The sequence below is a fragment of the Marinobacter zhanjiangensis genome, assembly GCF_014651935.1.
Lineage (GTDB): Bacteria > Pseudomonadota > Gammaproteobacteria > Pseudomonadales > Oleiphilaceae > Marinobacter > Marinobacter zhanjiangensis.
The window spans coordinates 1-16,860 of sequence record NZ_BMXV01000008.1; the positions used below are offsets into that span (position 1 = coordinate 1).

General features: G+C 59.0%; 14 protein-coding genes and 1 tRNA gene. 8 read left to right on the forward strand and 7 right to left on the reverse strand.

Annotated elements, in window-relative coordinates; translation table 11 throughout:
- Positions 1–18: 18 nt before the first annotated feature.
- From IE079_RS15590 to IE079_RS15600, 3 genes are all read right to left on the reverse strand, one after another.
- Positions 19–1,368 (reverse strand): AAA family ATPase, encoded by a 1,350-nt coding sequence (locus IE079_RS15590; RefSeq protein WP_189577727.1) that lies wholly within the window; start codon positions 1,366–1,368, stop codon positions 19–21.
- A 180-nt stretch (positions 1,369–1,548) separates the two neighbouring features.
- A tRNA-Leu gene (locus IE079_RS15595) sits at positions 1,549–1,635 on the reverse strand.
- Positions 1,636–1,720: 85 nt separating this feature from the next.
- On the reverse strand, positions 1,721–2,344 hold the full coding sequence (locus IE079_RS15600) for a class I SAM-dependent methyltransferase (RefSeq protein ID WP_189577728.1): 624 nt from the start codon (positions 2,342–2,344) through the stop codon (positions 1,721–1,723).
- A 178-nt stretch (positions 2,345–2,522) separates the two neighbouring features.
- Here IE079_RS15600 and IE079_RS15605 point away from each other — a divergent pair, with 178 nt between their 5' ends.
- From IE079_RS15605 to IE079_RS15635, 7 genes are all read left to right on the forward strand, one after another.
- The gene (locus IE079_RS15605; protein ID WP_189577729.1) at positions 2,523–3,935 is read left to right on the forward strand and encodes a cytochrome ubiquinol oxidase subunit I; all 1,413 of its coding nucleotides are present in this window, start codon (positions 2,523–2,525) and stop codon (positions 3,933–3,935) included.
- Between the two features lies 1 nt (position 3,936).
- Positions 3,937–4,938, forward strand: coding sequence for a cytochrome d ubiquinol oxidase subunit II (gene cydB, locus IE079_RS15610; protein WP_189577730.1), 1,002 nt, complete (start codon positions 3,937–3,939; stop codon positions 4,936–4,938).
- Positions 4,939–6,615 (forward strand): thiol reductant ABC exporter subunit CydD, encoded by a 1,677-nt coding sequence (gene cydD, locus IE079_RS15615; protein ID WP_189577731.1) that lies wholly within the window; start codon positions 4,939–4,941, stop codon positions 6,613–6,615.
- Positions 6,608–8,248, forward strand: coding sequence for a thiol reductant ABC exporter subunit CydC (gene cydC, locus IE079_RS15620; protein ID WP_189577732.1), 1,641 nt, complete (start codon positions 6,608–6,610; stop codon positions 8,246–8,248). Before cydD ends, cydC begins: the two co-directional genes overlap by 8 nt.
- A 122-nt stretch (positions 8,249–8,370) precedes the next feature.
- Positions 8,371–9,858, forward strand: coding sequence for a DUF1538 domain-containing protein (locus tag IE079_RS15625; RefSeq protein WP_189577733.1), 1,488 nt, complete (start codon positions 8,371–8,373; stop codon positions 9,856–9,858).
- On the forward strand, positions 9,855–10,208 hold the full coding sequence (locus IE079_RS15630; RefSeq protein ID WP_189577734.1) for a transcriptional regulator: 354 nt from the start codon (positions 9,855–9,857) through the stop codon (positions 10,206–10,208). Before IE079_RS15625 ends, IE079_RS15630 begins: the two co-directional genes overlap by 4 nt.
- A gap of 10 nt (positions 10,209–10,218) precedes the next feature.
- On the forward strand, positions 10,219–10,608 hold the full coding sequence (locus tag IE079_RS15635; RefSeq protein ID WP_189577735.1) for a CBS domain-containing protein: 390 nt from the start codon (positions 10,219–10,221) through the stop codon (positions 10,606–10,608).
- A gap of 40 nt (positions 10,609–10,648) precedes the next feature.
- Here IE079_RS15635 and IE079_RS15640 read toward each other — a convergent pair whose 3' ends face one another.
- From IE079_RS15640 to IE079_RS15650, 3 genes are all read right to left on the reverse strand, one after another.
- Positions 10,649–11,893: a saccharopine dehydrogenase family protein gene (locus tag IE079_RS15640; RefSeq protein ID WP_189577736.1), complete on the reverse strand. Its 1,245-nt coding sequence runs from the start codon at positions 11,891–11,893 to the stop codon at positions 10,649–10,651.
- 158 nt (positions 11,894–12,051) lie between these two features.
- Positions 12,052–12,993 (reverse strand): electron transfer flavoprotein subunit alpha/FixB family protein, encoded by a 942-nt coding sequence (locus IE079_RS15645; protein WP_189577737.1) that lies wholly within the window; start codon positions 12,991–12,993, stop codon positions 12,052–12,054.
- On the reverse strand, positions 12,994–13,743 hold the full coding sequence (locus IE079_RS15650; protein ID WP_189577739.1) for an electron transfer flavoprotein subunit beta/FixA family protein: 750 nt from the start codon (positions 13,741–13,743) through the stop codon (positions 12,994–12,996).
- 722 nt (positions 13,744–14,465) lie between these two features.
- Here IE079_RS15650 and IE079_RS15655 point away from each other — a divergent pair.
- Complete coding sequence (locus tag IE079_RS15655) at positions 14,466–16,118, forward strand: electron transfer flavoprotein-ubiquinone oxidoreductase (protein ID WP_189577741.1); 1,653 nt, start codon at positions 14,466–14,468, stop codon at positions 16,116–16,118.
- Positions 16,119–16,302: 184 nt separating this feature from the next.
- Here IE079_RS15655 and IE079_RS15660 read toward each other — a convergent pair whose 3' ends face one another.
- Positions 16,303–16,764: an FKBP-type peptidyl-prolyl cis-trans isomerase gene (locus IE079_RS15660; RefSeq protein ID WP_189577742.1), complete on the reverse strand. Its 462-nt coding sequence runs from the start codon at positions 16,762–16,764 to the stop codon at positions 16,303–16,305.
- Positions 16,765–16,860: the final 96 nt, after the last annotated feature.

Genomic DNA, 16,860 nt, shown 5'->3' on the forward strand with positions numbered 1-16,860 from the left:
ACCGCTACTGATTAAATATTAAGCGGTTAGACCCTGACCTGAACCGGTATGGCGATAGGTCGACCCGTCTGCGAGACTTGTTGGCGGCCTATGAGAAATCCGGGCTAAGCGGTAAGCGAGTCTTTCTTGATGCGGGACCAACGATCGTATAGCTCTCGTGGTGGCATATCGAACGGCCTCCGCAGGATCGTAACCAAACAGACTGGATGCACTTCGGGCCACTATTTTAAGCACGTTTGGGTGATAATAGATTGACTCAACGGAATACTGTTCTAGTGCGATTATACCTTCTGACTTTAACGCCTCAACTTCATCTTCAGGCCGAAAATCACGGTCAACCAAACCTATAGCACGGGTACGATGGTGGTCGACGCTAGCCGTTAAGCCGCGAACAATCTTCTCAACATCAACACAGCTATTGGACGGAACAACTGATATATCAGGGAATGCTAACTGATAAATTTGCATATCTAGGCTAGAACTTGCTCCCTCGACAAAAAGCACTTTTTTTCGCGAACCAAGTATCGTTCTCGCTACCGATTCATCCAGCGTATTCAGGTCTGAAATTATATCAACTTCCCATTTCCTGGGGTTGTGAACATACTCGCGGAGAACGACCACCTCCGACCCTTGTTGATCTAAAGGAAGGCTTATATCGTGGGTCGAAACAATGAAGGCGCAGTCATTGCGCATTGCAAGTAATGACGTCAAAAGAGGAGAGACAATTGAACGATGCAAGTGTCTTTCAGGCTCATCTAGCAAAATGAGCATTCCTGGCTTTGCGGTTAGAACGCTCGCGCAGATCAAAATGGCGTTTCTTTCTCCATCAGAGAGTGCAGCAATACTGTATGGATCTGAGCCATCCTTTTTAGCTAGAAGCTTACTCGCCTCATCAACACTGATTTCTATATCCAGATTCGCAATGCTGAGTAGCCTATTCAGCTTTTCAAGTGGCGGAGACTGTGCCGCCAGCTCTTCCGCTCGCGTTAAATTTCCACTTCTTATCGCAGCTGCAATATTTCTCGCATCAGTGTTTTCTGAATCAATTAAGTCAAAAATTGTGATCTGCGAGCGTGCATGAGCGTGGTGATCTACATACCTCGCGGTCTCTTGAACGTCTTGATTCAATATGTTGGTTTCATTTTGATCGCGAGTTGCCGGAGTGAGTTCCAAAGAGTTGTTGTTAAACCATACTTGTCGATGAGCTGAAATCCTTCGATAACGGCCCCTGTTCTGGGTTGCAAACTGCTGCATGAGGCTGGATTTCCCGGATCCATTCGGCCCGACGACGAAAGCCATTTGGCCCATCTCAAGATTCAGCTGTTTTCCTTCACCCTCAAATTGTGGGAAGTTTAAATTGAAAGCCATAAAACGAGATCCTTCCACCGATCCAGCGAGAGTGCGGACACGCAAAACTGTTTGGCTCGTTGTACCTGAAACATTACTGAGGGGCAATCCAATGGCGACTGAAATGTCTACATTGCGTCTACATGGAATTTCATAACTTTGGCAGGCATTAGCAAAGGCATCGTAATCTACTGATAATCATGGTGCCCGGGGCCGGACTCGAACCGGCACGACCTAACGGTCAGGGGATTTTAAGTCCCCAGTGTCTACCAATTTCACCACCCGGGCAGATCGGAGGGCAATTGCAGGCCGGGATTGTATAAGGCCGTGGCTCGCAACGCAATTGGGATCAGGGCTAACGGACACAGGCCGCTTAAAGCGCCTTGTGCGCCCTGCCCTGGTACAGGTAGCCGGCAATTCTGGGCGCCTTGGGCATGTAGAAGTTCTCCAGTTCGGCAATCGTGAATCCAGCCTCGCGAATCAGGCTGTCGATGGGGCGGTTGAGGTGGCATCCGCCGGCTATTTTCTTCCAGCCAGGTGTGATGCGGTGCTGCCATTTGCGGGTACCGGTGTGCGGCGATTCCCCGTGCTCCAGGAACAGCAGCTCACCACCGGGCCTGAGTACCCGCCACATCTGGTCCAGCGCGGCCCGGTGATCCGGGATGGTACACAGCGTGAAGGTCAGCAAAACCGTGTCTACACTATTATCCTCAAGCGGGATTTGTTCGCCCGGCAGGTCGAGCCACTGAACGGGCACCGGCGAGCGTTGGAGGTTTTCCTGTGCTTTGCGTCGCATGCCTTCGGATGGCTCCAGACCATAGACCAGTGCCACCGTTTCCGGGTCGTAGAATTCCAGGTTGATGCCCGAGCCCATGCCGACTTCCAGTACCGTGCCTGTTGCCCGGGGAATCAGCTGGCTGCGCAGTTTCATCACCTGGCCCACCGAGCAGGCCTTGTCGATCATGTGCGGCAGAATTCGTTCCTCGTAAAATCCCAAGGTGTTCTCCAGAATTGATTTAAAACAATTGGTGCGACATTCCGACCCATTGGTAATGCGCTATCCTGAGAGTAGCATCATAACCATCTGCCGGTACTAACAAAAACCGCACAAACACGAGGCAGTCGGCCCGGGTGGAGGTTTCCTTCACCATAACTGTGGTTACCGGAGGTTCCCTATGGAGCTCGATCCCCTGTTGCTGTCGCGAATCCAGTTCGCGTTCGTGGTCTCCTTCCACGCGATTTTCCCTGTCTTTACCATCGGTCTGGCATCGTTTATTGCCACCCTTGAAGCATTGGCGTTCAAGACGGAGAACCCTGCCTGGGAACGTCTGTCAGCGTTCTGGACGAAAGTGTTCGCGGTGGTGTTCGGCATGGGTGTGGTATCGGGCATCGTGATGTCCTTCCAGTTCGGTACCAACTGGTCCAACTTTTCCCAGGCGACGGCCAATTTCATGGGGCCGGTACTCAGTTACGAGGTGGTGACTGCGTTCTTCCTGGAGGCGGCTTTCCTCGGCGTGTTGCTGTTCGGTCGCGACAAGGTGCCCCCGGGTGTCCACCTGTTCGCTGCAATGATGGTGGCGCTGGGTACCTTTATCTCCTCGTTCTGGATTCTCTCCGCCAACAGCTGGATGCAGACTCCGGCCGGGGTGGAGCTCCGTGACGGGGTGTTCCATGTGGTGTCCTGGTCCGCGGCGCTCTTCAACCCGTCCTTTGGCTGGCGCTTCCTCCATATGGGCCTGGCCTCGTTCCTGACCGGTGGCTTTGTGGTGGCCGGCGTCAGTGCCTGGTACCTGTTGCGCGGCCGGGAGGTGGAAGCCAACCGCAAGGCCCTGTCCATCAGCTTGTGGCTGCTGCTGATCATCGCGCCATTGCAGGCGGTGATCGGTGATTTCCATGGCCTCAATACCCTGGAGCACCAACCGGTCAAGGTAGCGGCCATGGAAGGTAACTGGGAGACCGGTACCAATGTTCCCCTGCTGCTGTTTGCCCTGCCGGACCAGGCCAACCAGACCAACCATCTGGAGGTCGGCATTCCCGGACTGGCCAGCCTGATACTGGCCCATGATTTCGACGGTGAAGTCCCCGGGCTGGACCAGGCGCCGGCGGCGGAACAACCTCCGGTGGCTGTCGTATTCTGGGCTTTCCGTATCATGGTTGGCCTGGGCTTCCTGATGATTGGCTTTGCTCTGGCGGGCCTGCTGCTGCGTCCCGGCGGCCGGTTCGCCACCACCAACTGGTTTCTGCAGGGGCTGAGATTAATGTCGCTCACACCCTTCCTGGCGGTGCTGGCCGGCTGGTTTGTCACTGAAGTGGGCCGGGCACCGTGGCTGGTCTATGGCATGATGACCCAGGCCGAAGGCCTCACCCCGTCACTCACCGGTGGCATGGCCCTGTTCACCCTGATCGGTTACATGGTGGTCTACGCGCTGGTGTTCTCCGCCGGTGTCTATTACCTGATGCGGGTACTCCATGACGGGCTGGAGGCCAGGGATGATACCCATGACTCCGACCGGCCCAAGCGACCGCTGTCCGCTGCCCATGTGCCATTCGAATACAACGAAGACGTTGTCCGTCAGGGGGGATACTGATATGGAACTGTTTGATCTGGCCCTGATCTGGGCATTCATTATCGGCTTTGGCGTGATCATGTATGTGCTGATGGACGGCTTCGACCTGGGCGTGGGTATCCTGTTCCCGTTCGCCCCGGATGAAGAGTCCCGGGATGTGATGATGAATTCGGTCGCGCCGGTGTGGGACGGCAACGAGACCTGGCTGGTACTGGGGGGAGCCGGACTACTGGCGGCCTTCCCCCTGGTGTATTCCATCCTGTTGCCCGCCTTGTATATCGGCGTTTTCCTGATGCTGGCCGGGCTGATCTTCCGGGGCGTTGCCTTCGAGTTCCGCTTCAAGGCCAACACTTCGCGCTATCTCTGGAACTGGGCGTTTGCCGGGGGCTCTACTGTTGCTGCGTTTGCTCAGGGCGTGGTGGTAGGCGCCTACATCCAGGGCTTTGAGACCGCCAATCGCGTATACACCGGTGGCGCACTGGACTGGCTGACCCCGTTCACGGTGCTCACCGGTCTCGGGTTGCTCGCTGGCTATGCCCTGCTGGGTGCAACCTGGCTGGTACTGAAGACGGAAGATGACCTTCAGCGGTGGGCACGGCGACTGGTGATTCCGTTGCTGGTGGCCGTGCTTGTGGTGTTTGCCATCATCAGTATCTGGACGCCATTCGTGGACCCCTTCGTGCGTGATCGCTGGTTTGATCACCTGAGCCTGATCTGGGTATTTCCGGCCCTTGGTCTGATCTGTGCCTACGTGATTTTTCGCGCGGTACGGAATAACCGGGATGGCATGCCCTTTGTCGCCACCATGGGGCTGTTCATCTTTACCTACCTGGGCCTGATCGTCAGCAAGTGGCCCTACGTGGTGCCGCCGGAGTACACCATCTGGGACGCCTCGTCGGCCTATGGCTCGCAGCTGTTCCTCCTGTTGGGGCTGCTGTTCGTGATTCCGGTGGTGCTGGGCTACACCGCGTGGACCTACTGGGTCTTCCGGGGCAAGGTCCGTGCCGGCGAGGGCTACCACTAGGTGGCTCAACCCTCCCCGCGAGAGGCAGCGCGCTGGCTGAAGGAGCGCCAGCGTCCTGCCCTGCCCCACATCCGTCTGGCCGCGCTGGCCGGATCGCTGGCCGCCCTGGCAACGATTATCCAGCTGGCGGGTGTTGCCTGGATTGCCCACGCTGCACTGGTTGACGAGGCATCAGCGGCCAGTCTGGTGTGGGTTGCCGCGATGGTTGTAGTGGCTATTGCCGTGCGGGCAACCGCCCTTGCCAGCCAGAACCGGTTTGCCGCCCGGGCCAGTGATGAGGTTCGCGCCCGGCTGCGCCGGGATCTGCTGGAACGTCTGGGGCACCTGGGTCCCGCCAGGCTCGCCCGAAAATCCTCCGGTACCCTGGCATCGGAATGGATCGATCAGGTGGAGGCCCTGCACGGCTATTACGCTCACTACCTGCCCCAGATGATCCTGTGCGTGACGGTGCCGGTGATGATTCTGGCTATGGTGCTATGGCTGGACTGGCTGGCCGCGGTGTTCCTGCTGCTTTCCGCACCACTGATCCCGTTGTTCATGGCACTGGTCGGCATGGGCGCCGAGAAACTGAACCAGCAGCACATGGAAACCCTGGGGCGACTGTCCGGCCACTTCCTGGACAGGCTCAGGGGGCTAACCACCTTGCAGCTATTCCAGCACACCGCGCCCGCCACCGCGGATATTGCGGAGGCGACTGACGAGTACCGGCGCATCAACCTGAAAACCCTGCGGGTGGCCTTCCTGTCGTCCGCGGTACTGGAATTTTTTGCCTCGGTTGCCATTGCGGTGATCGCCATCTATATCGGCTTCGGACTGCTGGGCTACATTGAGTACGGCCCCTCACCACAGCTGACGATGTTCTCGGGGTTGTTCATCCTGTTGCTGGCGCCGGAATTCTTCCAGCCCCTGCGACAGCTGGCCCAGCATTACCATGACCGGGCCACGGCCCTGGGTGCGGCGGCCCAGCTACAGGCCCGGCTGGCCGACACGCCGGTTACCCCACGGGACAACACCACACAGGCTGTTTCAGACCCGGACAATGCGCTCCGGATCGACGAGCTGATGGTGACCTTTGAGGATGGGCGAACCGGCCTGGTGGATGTCTCACTGAACATTCCTCCGGGACAGCTCGTGCTCCTTGAAGGCACCTCGGGCAGCGGCAAGTCGACCCTGCTCAATGTCATGGCAGGCTTTCTGGCCCCGTCCGGCGGGTCTGTGCGTTGCTTTGGCCAGGTGCCTGGCAGCGAACCCTTTGGCTGGCTGGGGCAGACACCCTTTATCCGGCAGGATACCTGGGCCGGCAACTTCAGACTGGTGGCACCGGAGGCCTCAGACGACGCCTTGCTGACAGCCCTGGAGCGGGTCGGTCTGAAGCAACTGGTCAGCCAGCGGCCCAATGGCCTGGATACCCCCATCCAGGAGGGCGGCGCCGGTCTGTCCGGCGGACAGGCACGCCGCCTGGCCCTGGCGCGACTGTTCCTGGCGGACTATCGCCTGGTGCTGATGGATGAACCCACCGCTGGCCTTGATGGCCAGAGTGAGCAACAGGTAATCGACGCCATCCACGCCCTGCGACAGCGCGGCGTCACCATAGTTATTGCCAGCCATCACCCGGCATTCCGGGCTGTCGCCGACCGCAGGCTGTTACTCCGTGACGGGAGGCTGGTCAATGACTGAGCTTTGGCCCTGGTTCCGTCTGCTGTTGGCCCACCGGCAGCGCCTGTTCATCGGCGGCCTGTTAATGTTCGCCACGATTCTGGCCGGCGTCGGGCTGATGGCCCTGTCGGGGTGGTTTATCACCGCTACGGCCCTGACCGGGTTGCTGATGGCAGCGGGCGTCAATGCCCACCTGGACATCTACACACCCGGCGGTGGCATTCGCTTCTTTGCCCTCGCCCGTACTGCTTCTCGTTATTTCGAGCGCCTCTATAACCACGATACAGTGCTGCGCCTGCTGGCCGACCTGCGGGTGGTTTTCTTCCGGCGTCTTGCGGCAGCACCACCTGATGCACGGGGCGGCAAGCGGGCCGCCGACTGGCTGACCCGCCTGACCCGTGATATCGACACCCTGGATACCCTCTACCTGCAACTGGTTGCCCCGCCGGCAATGGCCCTGGCGGGACTGGTGATTCTGGCGGTCGTGCTGGCCGTGGTCGCCCCGCTCATGCTCTGGTCGCTGGTGCCACTGTTGCTGCTGATACCGGTGCTGGCCCTGTTGTCCCGGCTCACACTCGTGCCGGGCGAACAGCAGGGTTTCGGGGAGGAAGCCCTGCGGGGGCGAATGGTAGACGCCATTGAAGGCATGGCGGAGCTGCAGGGCGCCCATCGCTGGTCCGGCGAGGCCGGGCAACTGCTGGCAGACAGCCGCGGCCTGGACCGGTTGAAGCTGACCACCGAGACCCGAACCGCCATCACCCATGGCATTACTCTGATGGCGATACAGGTGGCTGTCATCACCGCCCTGTGGACCGGGCTGGGGCTCTGGCGCGATGGCCAGCTCAGCGGCCCGGTCGCCCTGTTGTTCACCCTGGCCATTCTTGGTCTCGGCGAAGCCTTCAGCGGCCTGCCAACGGCGTTTGGCCGCCTGGGCGCCACACTGGGCGCCGCCTCCCGCCTCAACAGCGAAGGCCATGAGACGACCAGGCCGGAACCAGAAGCCAGACCACCAGCCCCGGCGGAGATCGCCCTGGAGTCCGTGGCCATGAGTCGTCATGGCGAGACCCTGTTCAGCCCCATAACCGTAAAACTGCGGCCCGGGCAGCGGCTGGCTCTGGTGGGGCGGTCCGGCTCCGGCAAATCGACATTACTGGATCATCTGGCCGGTATCGAAGGCGCCGACGTCGAAGGTGGGCTTCGATTGGCCGGGCAACAGGTCATCCCGTCCCGACACGAGGGTTGGCGTGGCTGCACCAGCTATCTTCGCCAGAACACTCACTTCTTCAGCGACAGCCTGCGGGCCAACCTGATCATGGCGAAACCGGATGCTTCCGGGCAGGAACTGACGGACGTACTGGACGCTGTAGGGCTATCGGACCTGCTGGCAAATCTACCCCAGGGCCTGGATACCTGGATCGGCGATCAGGGGCGGCTACTGTCCGGCGGTGAGCGTCGAAGGGTCGGGCTGGCGAGGGCCCTGTTGCGACCCGGCTGGCTGTTACTGCTGGACGAGCCCTTTACCGGGGTCGATGAGGCCACCCGCACCCGGATATGCAAGTCCATCGAACCCTGGCTGGCAGGACGCACCTGTGTTTTCGCCGGTCATGCCCCCGAGGCCTTGCCTGAATCCGATATTTGCATCAGGCTTGATTGAAATCAGCAGCTTGACAGATCCCTTCATTCACCATGTCTGGTAGGTGCAATCTTGCCCACGCGATCGGGCGTCGGTTGAACGTCAGAAGTGGAACGCAAACATAAGGATAAACCGGGGACGGTGTGTATTATCTGAAGGCTTTTGCCAGCGCTTTCCTGCATGCCCTGAAGAATCTGCTGCCTATTGTTCTGGTAGTGGGAATCTTTCAGGTAGCGGTGCTTAAGCAACTTCCTGACGGCCTGTGGAGCATGGCGCTGGGCCTGCTTATTGTCGCGGTCGGGGTAGCGCTGTTCCTGCAGGGGCTTGAGCTGAGCATTTTCCCGGTGGGCAAGAGCCTGTCCCACCAGTTTGCCCGCAAGGGGTCGGTGCCTGTGCTGCTGGCCTTCGGGTTTGCCCTTGGCTTTTCCGCCGTGGTGGCTGAGCCGGCACTGATCGCCGTTGCCCATCAGGCCGAGGAGATCAGTGGCGGGCGGATTGACGCCTTTATCCTTCGTATGTTGGTGGCCTTCTCCGTGGGCTCGGTTACGGCGCTGGGGGTGTTGCGCACCATTCTCGGGCTGCCGCTTCACTGGTTCATGATTGTCGGCTACATCACCGTGGTGATTATCACCTGGTTCGCACCGGCGGAAATTGTCGGGCTGGCCTACGACTCCGGCGGGGTGACCACCAACGTGGTTACGGTGCCGCTGGTGGCAGCGCTGGGTATCGGACTGGCCGCATCCATTCGTGGCCGTAACCCCCTGATTGACGGCTTCGGGCTGGTGGCCCTGGCGGTCATGGTGCCGATGATCAGCGTACAGCTATACGGCATTGTGGTTTACAGCGGCGACGGTGATATTTCCGGTGACCTGGTCGCGACCGGGGCCGATGAACCCGCTGCTACCGGCATAACAGGCATGGTTGGCGAACTGCTGGGCATGATCCGTGATGTGCTGCCCATTATCCTGACGGTGTTGTTCTTCCAGTACCTGGTCCTGCGCAAGGGGCTGGCCAACCCACGCCGGGTGGTGTTCGGCTTCATACTGGTGATCTTCGGTCTCTATGCCTTTGTGGTAGGACTGAAGCTGGGGCTGTTCCCCATTGGCACCAGCATGGCGGAGCAGCTCATCGGGCTGGACGGTTTCCTGTTCGTTTACCTGTTTGCCTTCGCCATCGGCTTTGCCACCACCATGGCGGAGCCGGCCCTGATTGCCATCGGACAACAGGCGGAAGAGGCCGCCACCGGCCAGATCAATGGCAATGTCATCCGGTTGCTGGTTGCCCTTGGGGTCGCTATCGGTATCACCATCGGCGTTCATCGTATTATTGCCGGTGATTCCATGCATTTCTACATCATCGGCGGTTACACCGTGGTCATCCTGCTGACCCTGCTCGCGCCCCGGTATATTGTGGCGCTCGCCTATGACCTTGGCGGGGTGACCACGTCGGAGGTCACCGTTCCTCTGGTGACCGCCCTGGGGATCGGCCTGGCTTCGAATATCGACGGGCGCAACGTTCTGATCGACGGCTTTGGCCTGATTGCCTTTGCCTCCATCTTTCCCATTGTGACGGTCATGAGCTACGCCATACTGGCACAATGGATAACAACCCGACGTGAGGTAACATCATGAAATTTTCCGCCCTTGCGGCCATTGTTCCTGAAGACATGGAGCAGGAATGTATCGATGCAGCGCGGGATCTGGGGGCCGGCGGTATCACCGTGCTGGCCGGCCGGGGTATCAGCAACACCAAACGCAAGACGTTCTTCGGGCTCACCTACGATGGCAGTCAGAGCGTGTTACTGATGGTGCTGGAAAAAGGCCTCTCACTGGACGTGCTCAAGGCCCTGCAGAAAATCATCATGCCGGACGGGGAAGACTCCAGGGGAATCCTGTTCACCGTGCCGCTGGAACACCTGGGAGGGATCGATTTCTCGCAGGTGGAAAAATTCGAAAAGCATATGAAAGATTCCCTGGAATAGGAGGCGCATCATGCTGACGGTACGGGATGTGATGATTCGGGAAGTGATCAAGGTATCCCCCTTTGCCACCCTTCGGGAGGCCATGACGCTGATGAAGCGCCACGGCGTCAAATCACTGGTGGTGGAGCAACAAAGCGAACACGACGCCTGGGGCCTGATCACCTATACCAACATACTCAAGACGGTGATTGCCGAGGATGGCGATATCGACCTGCTCAACGTCTATGACGTCTGCGCCAAACCGGTTATCAGCGTGGGGGAAAGTCTCGGCATCCGCCATGTCGCCAGTCTGATGAGCGGACACCGGATCAAACGGCTGCTGGTGCTGGAAGACAACCGCCTGCTGGGCTTTGTCACCATGGATGACATCATGGCCGCCCTGTTCGACGGCCTGGACTGAGGAACCAGGGGGCCCGGAGCTTAACGGCCTTTGGCGCCCCTTATCCGACCGACAACACCTCAAAGGTTACCCGGGCATTGGCCTGAAGACGTTCCAGCAGCTTGCCATCGAGGAGGCTGGCCGGTGTCCAGAAGCCCCCTTCAGCATCGTCAGGAATATCGAACGCCAGGCATTCGGCGGCCTGGGCCAGCATACGGCTGGTGGAGCCATAGCCGGGGTCGCCCTGGCCTGTCACCTTGGTGGTGATGGTCTGCCCGCCTTCCGTAGTACCGATGAAACGCAGATCGTAGAACCCCTTTTCCTGTGCCTTCTCGTCTGGCCCTTCACCAGGTTCCGGCAGCACAAACCGCTCCAGTGCCCAGCGCGTGGGTTTGACTGCCGTTGCCAGTGTAAAGCCGCCCATGGCACCGGCCATGGCCAGTGCCCGGGCCCGGCCTTTCCAGCCACGGCCGGTCATGGTCGCCTCCTCGTACTGGAACTCGGTTCCGTACGGCGCGTCCTGCAGGGCATTCGATCGGTGTACGACGCGGGTATTGATGGCGGCCATCAGGAACGGAGCCACCCAGGACTCCAGATCTTTATCGAATTCCGCAGACTTCACGCTGTGCTGTCGCCTGACCGAGCCGTGATCCGGCGGACAGATGGAGAACGGGTCTGCCAGCTCCTTGCGCAGAGCCTTGTTGGAAGCCGCCTCCTGAACCACATTCATCAGGCTGGCAACGGTGCCCCCGGACAGGCCCCCTTTCGCCGCTTTCACCCGCATTTTCACCTGCTCGCAGGGCTGGCCGAAACGGGCAATGGATTCCTGCTGCAGATACCACACGCCCATATCCGAGGGAATCGAGTCGAACCCGCAGCAATGAACAATGCGCGCCCCGGAGGTTTTGGCCCGGCCCTCGTAAAGCTGGATCATCCGGCGGATCCACTGCACTTCGCCGGTCAGGTCGCAGTAGTCGGTGCCACTGTCGACGCAGGCCCGCACCAGGGCTTCGCCGTAAAGGGCGTAGGGGCCCACCGTGGAGACCACCACACGGGTCTGATCGCACATGGCCGCCAATGAGTCCTCATCCGCCGCATCGGCAATCACCATGGGCAAATCCACCGCAGCCGGACCAAGCTCATCCTTCAGGCTGTCCAGCTTCGCCTTTGAGCGCCCGGCAATGGCCCAGCGGACCTCACTCTTGTCCGACGCCCCGAAGCCGTGACGTTCGGCCATGCGGCGGGTAAGAATCTTGCCTACGAAACTGGTGGCACCAAAAAGTACGATATCGTACCGGGGTTCCATGGGGTTCTCCTGTCAGTTGTGGCGGCGACTTGAAGTCGATGGTGGTCTGAAGACTTCCAAGCATAGCAGAGCCAGCCGCAACAACTACACGACAGGCGACCACCCGGGCACAAAAAAAGGGTGCCAATTGGCACCCTTTTCCCTTTTGAAGCAGTTCTTTACAGAACTTTCTTCAACTCTTCCTCAAGCTCAGGTACAGCTTCGAACAGATCCGCTACCAGGCCATAATCGGCTACCTGGAAGATCGGAGCCTCTTCGTCCTTGTTGATCGCAGCGATCACCTTGGAGTCGCCCATGCCGGCCAGGTGCTGGATGGCACCGGAGATGCCCACCGCCAGATACAACTGCGGAGCAACGATCTTGCCGGTCTGACCAACCTGCATGTCGTTCGGCACGAAGCCGGCGTCAACAGCGGCACGGGATGCACCCACCGCAGCGCCCAGCAGATCAGCAATCTGCTCCAGCATCTTGAAGTTCTCACCATTCTGCATGCCGCGGCCACCGGAAATCACGATGCCGGCGCTTGCCAGGTCAGGACGGTCGGACTTGGCCAGCTCTTCACTCACGAAGGAGGAAACACCAGCGTCCTTGACCACGTCGATGTTTTCGACAGAGGCAGAACCGCCTTCGCCGGAAACCGGATCGAACGCGGTCGGACGAACGGTGATCACCTTGGTGCTGTCCTTGGACTTGACGGTCGCGATGGCGTTGCCGGCATAGATCGGACGAACGAAGGTGTCAGCGTCGACCACCCCCATGATGTCGGAAACCTGGGCAACGTCCAGCAGCGCCGCAACGCGGGGCATGAAGTCCTTGCCGGTGGTGCCGGCGGCCGCCATGATATGGCTGTAACCATTGCCAACCTCGGCAACCAGCTGCCCCAGGTTCTCACCCAGGTTGTGACCGTAGACTGCATTTTCAGCCAGCAGGACCTTGTTTACGCCCTCGGCCTTGGCAGCTTCCTCGGCAACGGCACTGCAGTTATCGCCAGCAACCAGAACGTCGATATCGCCACCGATTTCCTTGGCAGCAGCCAGGACACTCAGGGTAGCCTGCTTCAGGCTGCTGTTATCGTGTTCAGCAAATACCAGGATGCTCATTTAGATCACCTTCGCTTCGTTCTTCAGTTTGTCGACCAGCTGGGCAACGTCTTCCACCATGATGCCAGCCTTGCGAGAGGCCGGAGCTTCAACCTTCACGGTCTCGAGACGGGGCGAGATATCAACGCCCAGGTCATCCGGCGTAGTGGCATCCAGCGGCTTCTTCTTGGCCTTCATGATGTTCGGCAGAGAAGCGTAGCGTGGCTCGTTCAGGCGCAGGTCGGTGGTAACCACCGCCGGCAGGTCCAGTGACAGGGTCATGAGACCACCGTCGATCTCACGGGTGACATTGACCTTCTCGCCTTCCACTACGACCTCGGAAGCGAACGTGCCCTGCCCCATACCAGTCAGTGCGGCAAGCATCTGGCCAGTCTGGTTGTTGTCGGAATCAATGGACTGCTTGCCGAGGATGACCATCTTCGGCTCTTCCTTCTCGACAACGGCCTTGAGCAGCTTGGCGGCTTCCAGGGACTGGACTTCCTCGTCCGTCTGAACGTGGATACCGCGGTCCGCACCCAGTGCCAGGGCTGTACGGATTTGCTCCTGAGCAGCCTTCGGGCCAATGGAGACCACGACGATCTCACTGGCAACACCCTTTTCCTTGAGACGAACCGCTTCTTCTACCGCGATTTCACAGAAAGGGTTCATCGCCATCTTGACGTTGGCAAGATCAACACCGGAGTTGTCCGGCTTGACGCGTACCTTCACGTTGTAGTCGATAACTCGTTTTACAGCGACCAGAACCTTCATAGATTCCTCGTTCTTCTACGATGGGTTTAATGACTCGTAATCAGAAAAACTCTCGACCAACCCGCCGGGGACGACATCCACCGCCGTGGCGACACCAGAGTATTCATGATTCATGTCGCTTCGACCGCAAGGGAGCTGCGGCCGAACATTAATCTAAACAGCAAAAACTCCGTTGGACCTGCTGTCAGGGCGCCATAATACTGACGGCAAAGACCCGGTGGGTCAATAGTCAATACCGTATTGGTACGGATCCGGGACGGTTACCGGATTGCCTTTGCCCATCAATGAAAGTGGTACCTGTTCTGATTTGGAGCCCATGGACGCGCTTTTGCGCCTGTTTTTGAAACACTGTTTCGCAAAGTTATGGTAAAGTTCACTTTGCTTGCTATCCGGTTCAATGGCGCTTTGAAAGCCCCGATCGGTAGCGCGGAACAAGGTGCCAGAAAAGCACTCCGCATTCAAACGGCCGTTTGAACTGAGCAAAAAGCAGGTTACACTGTCGTTAAACAGTGGCCCGTCCGGTATCATAAGCCCTTTACGTCAAGCGCAGGGCCAGTCATACCGAGGCTACAGCGGTAACCGCGGGTCTGGTTCTGCACACAATAGATGAAGGGTTGCGAGCAGCGTGGGCCTCCGGCCAGCTGCCCTGGGTTGATTTCGGTAAGCGCCCGAACGTGCCAGATTCCTTCTGTCCAACTGATGAGAAGTTTGAGGAGACCAACGTGGAACGCGAATCAATGGAATTTGATGTTCTGATCGTCGGCGGGGGCCCTGCGGGTCTCTCGGCTGCCTGTCGCACCATGCAACTGGCGCAGGAAGCCGGCGAAGAACTGACCGTTTGTGTCGTCGAGAAGGGCTCCGAGATCGGCGCCCACATTCTGGCCGGCACCGTATTCGAGCCTACTGCGCTGAACGAACTCTTCCCGGACTGGAAAGAGCGTGGCGCCCCCCTGAACACCCCGGTTACCCGGGACGATATCTTCATGATGAAGAGTCAGGACAAGGCCACCAAGATCCCCAATGCCTTCGTGCCCAAGAGCATGCATAACGAAGGCAATTACATCATCAGCCTGGGCAACCTGTGCCGCTGGCTGGCCGAGCAGGCGGAAGAACTGGGCGTTGAAGTCTACCCCGGCTTCCCGGCCGCCGAAGCCATTGTCGAGGACGGTCAGGTCAAGGGTGTCATCACCGGTGACATGGGTGTTGCCCGTGATGGCAGCGAGAAAGACGGCTATATGCCGGGCATGGAACTGCGCGCCAAATACACCCTGTTCACCGAGGGTTGCCGCGGCCACCTGGGCAAGCGCCTGATCAGCGAGTTCAAGCTGGATGAGGGCAAGGATCCGCAGCATTACGGTATCGGCATCAAGGAACTGTGGGACATCGACCCCGAGAAGCATGAGCCGGGCCTGGTCGTGCACGCGCTTGGCTGGCCCCTGAATGAATCCGGCACTACCGGCGGCTCGTTCCTGTATCACCTGGAAAATGGCCAGGTTTATGTGGGCCTGATTACCGACCTGTCCTACAGCAACCCCCATGTCAGTCCGTTCCATGAGATGCAGCGCCTGAAGCTGCACCCGGAGATGAAAAAATATCTGGAAGGCGGCAAACGTGTCTCCTACGGCGCCCGCGCCCTTACCAAGGGTGGCCTGAACTCCCTGCCGAAAATGAGCTTCCCGGGCGGCCTGCTGCTGGGCTGTGATGCCGGCACGCTGAACTCTTCCAAGATCAAGGGCTCTCACACCGCGATGAAGTCCGGCCTGCTGGGTGCGGAAGCCGTGTTCGAGGCGCTCAAGGAAGGCAAGGCCGGTGATGAAATCACCAGCTTCCAGGAGCGCTTCGAGAACAGCTGGCTATACAAGGAGCTGTTCAAGGAACACAACTTCTCACCGGCGATGCACAAGTTTGGCCAGATTGGCGGTGGCGCCATCGCCTTTGTCGAGCAGAACATCCTCGGCCGCCCACTGCCGATGACGTTCCACGACACGGTGCCCGATTACGCTACCCTCAAGCCGGCGGACCAGAGCAAGAAAATCAACTACCCGAAGCCGGACAACGCCATCACCTTCGACAAACTGTCCTCGGTGTTCGTGTCCAATACCAACCATGAGGAAGACCAGCCGATCCATCTGAAATTGACGGATCCGGACATTCCCCTGCAGCACAACCTGCCGAAATACGACGAACCGGCACAGCGTTACTGCCCGGCGGGGGTTTACGAGGTGGTTGAAGCGGAAGACGGCAGTGGCAAGAAGTTCCAGATCAACGCCCAGAACTGTGTTCACTGCAAGACCTGTGACATCAAGGACCCGGCCCAGAACATTACCTGGGTGACGCCCGAAGGGGGCGGCGGTCCCAACTACCCGAACATGTAACAGACTGTTCGGTTAGATAAAGCCGGGGTTCGCCCCGGCTTTTTTGTGCCTGTGCTCTCTCCACTGGCACCGGTCACAGGCCTCTCCCCTGATTCACGGGGGTCTCTCCGGATGGCAGTGCGACTAACCTTTGTTCCAAAAAAAAAGCGGCCCGCAGGCCGCTTTCATTCAGGAGGTCGTCGCCTTAGTGGGCGTGACCATGCTCCTGCTCTTCATCGGTAGCATCACGGGTTTCAACCACTTCCACGTCAAAGTGAAGGGTTTCGCCTGCCAGAGGATGGTTGGCATCGATAGTGACGGTTTCGTCGTTCACTTCGACAACGCGGACGATCTGGGGGCCGCCCGGAGTCTGCGCCTGGAACTGCATTCCCGGCTCGATGGTGTCCACGCCTTCGAAGGCGGAGCGGGGAACCGGCTGCACCAGTTCGTCGTTCTTCTCGCCGTAACCTTCGGCAGGATCAACAGAAACCTTGACCTGGTCGCCAGCGCCCTTTTCGTTCAACGCAGTTTCCAGACCGCCGATGATGTTCTGCGCACCTTCCAGATACGACAGTGGCTCACGACCTTCCACGCGGGAGGAGTCCAGCTCTTCTCCCTCATCGTTGGTCAGTGTGTAGTGAATGGTAACAACGCGAGGTTGGGCCATGGTTTCTCCTTGCATGTCGTAATGACTGTAAATTGAATACGGTTGATCGAAAGTGATCTTGAACAGCCGGACTGCACAGAGTAACTGACGACCACC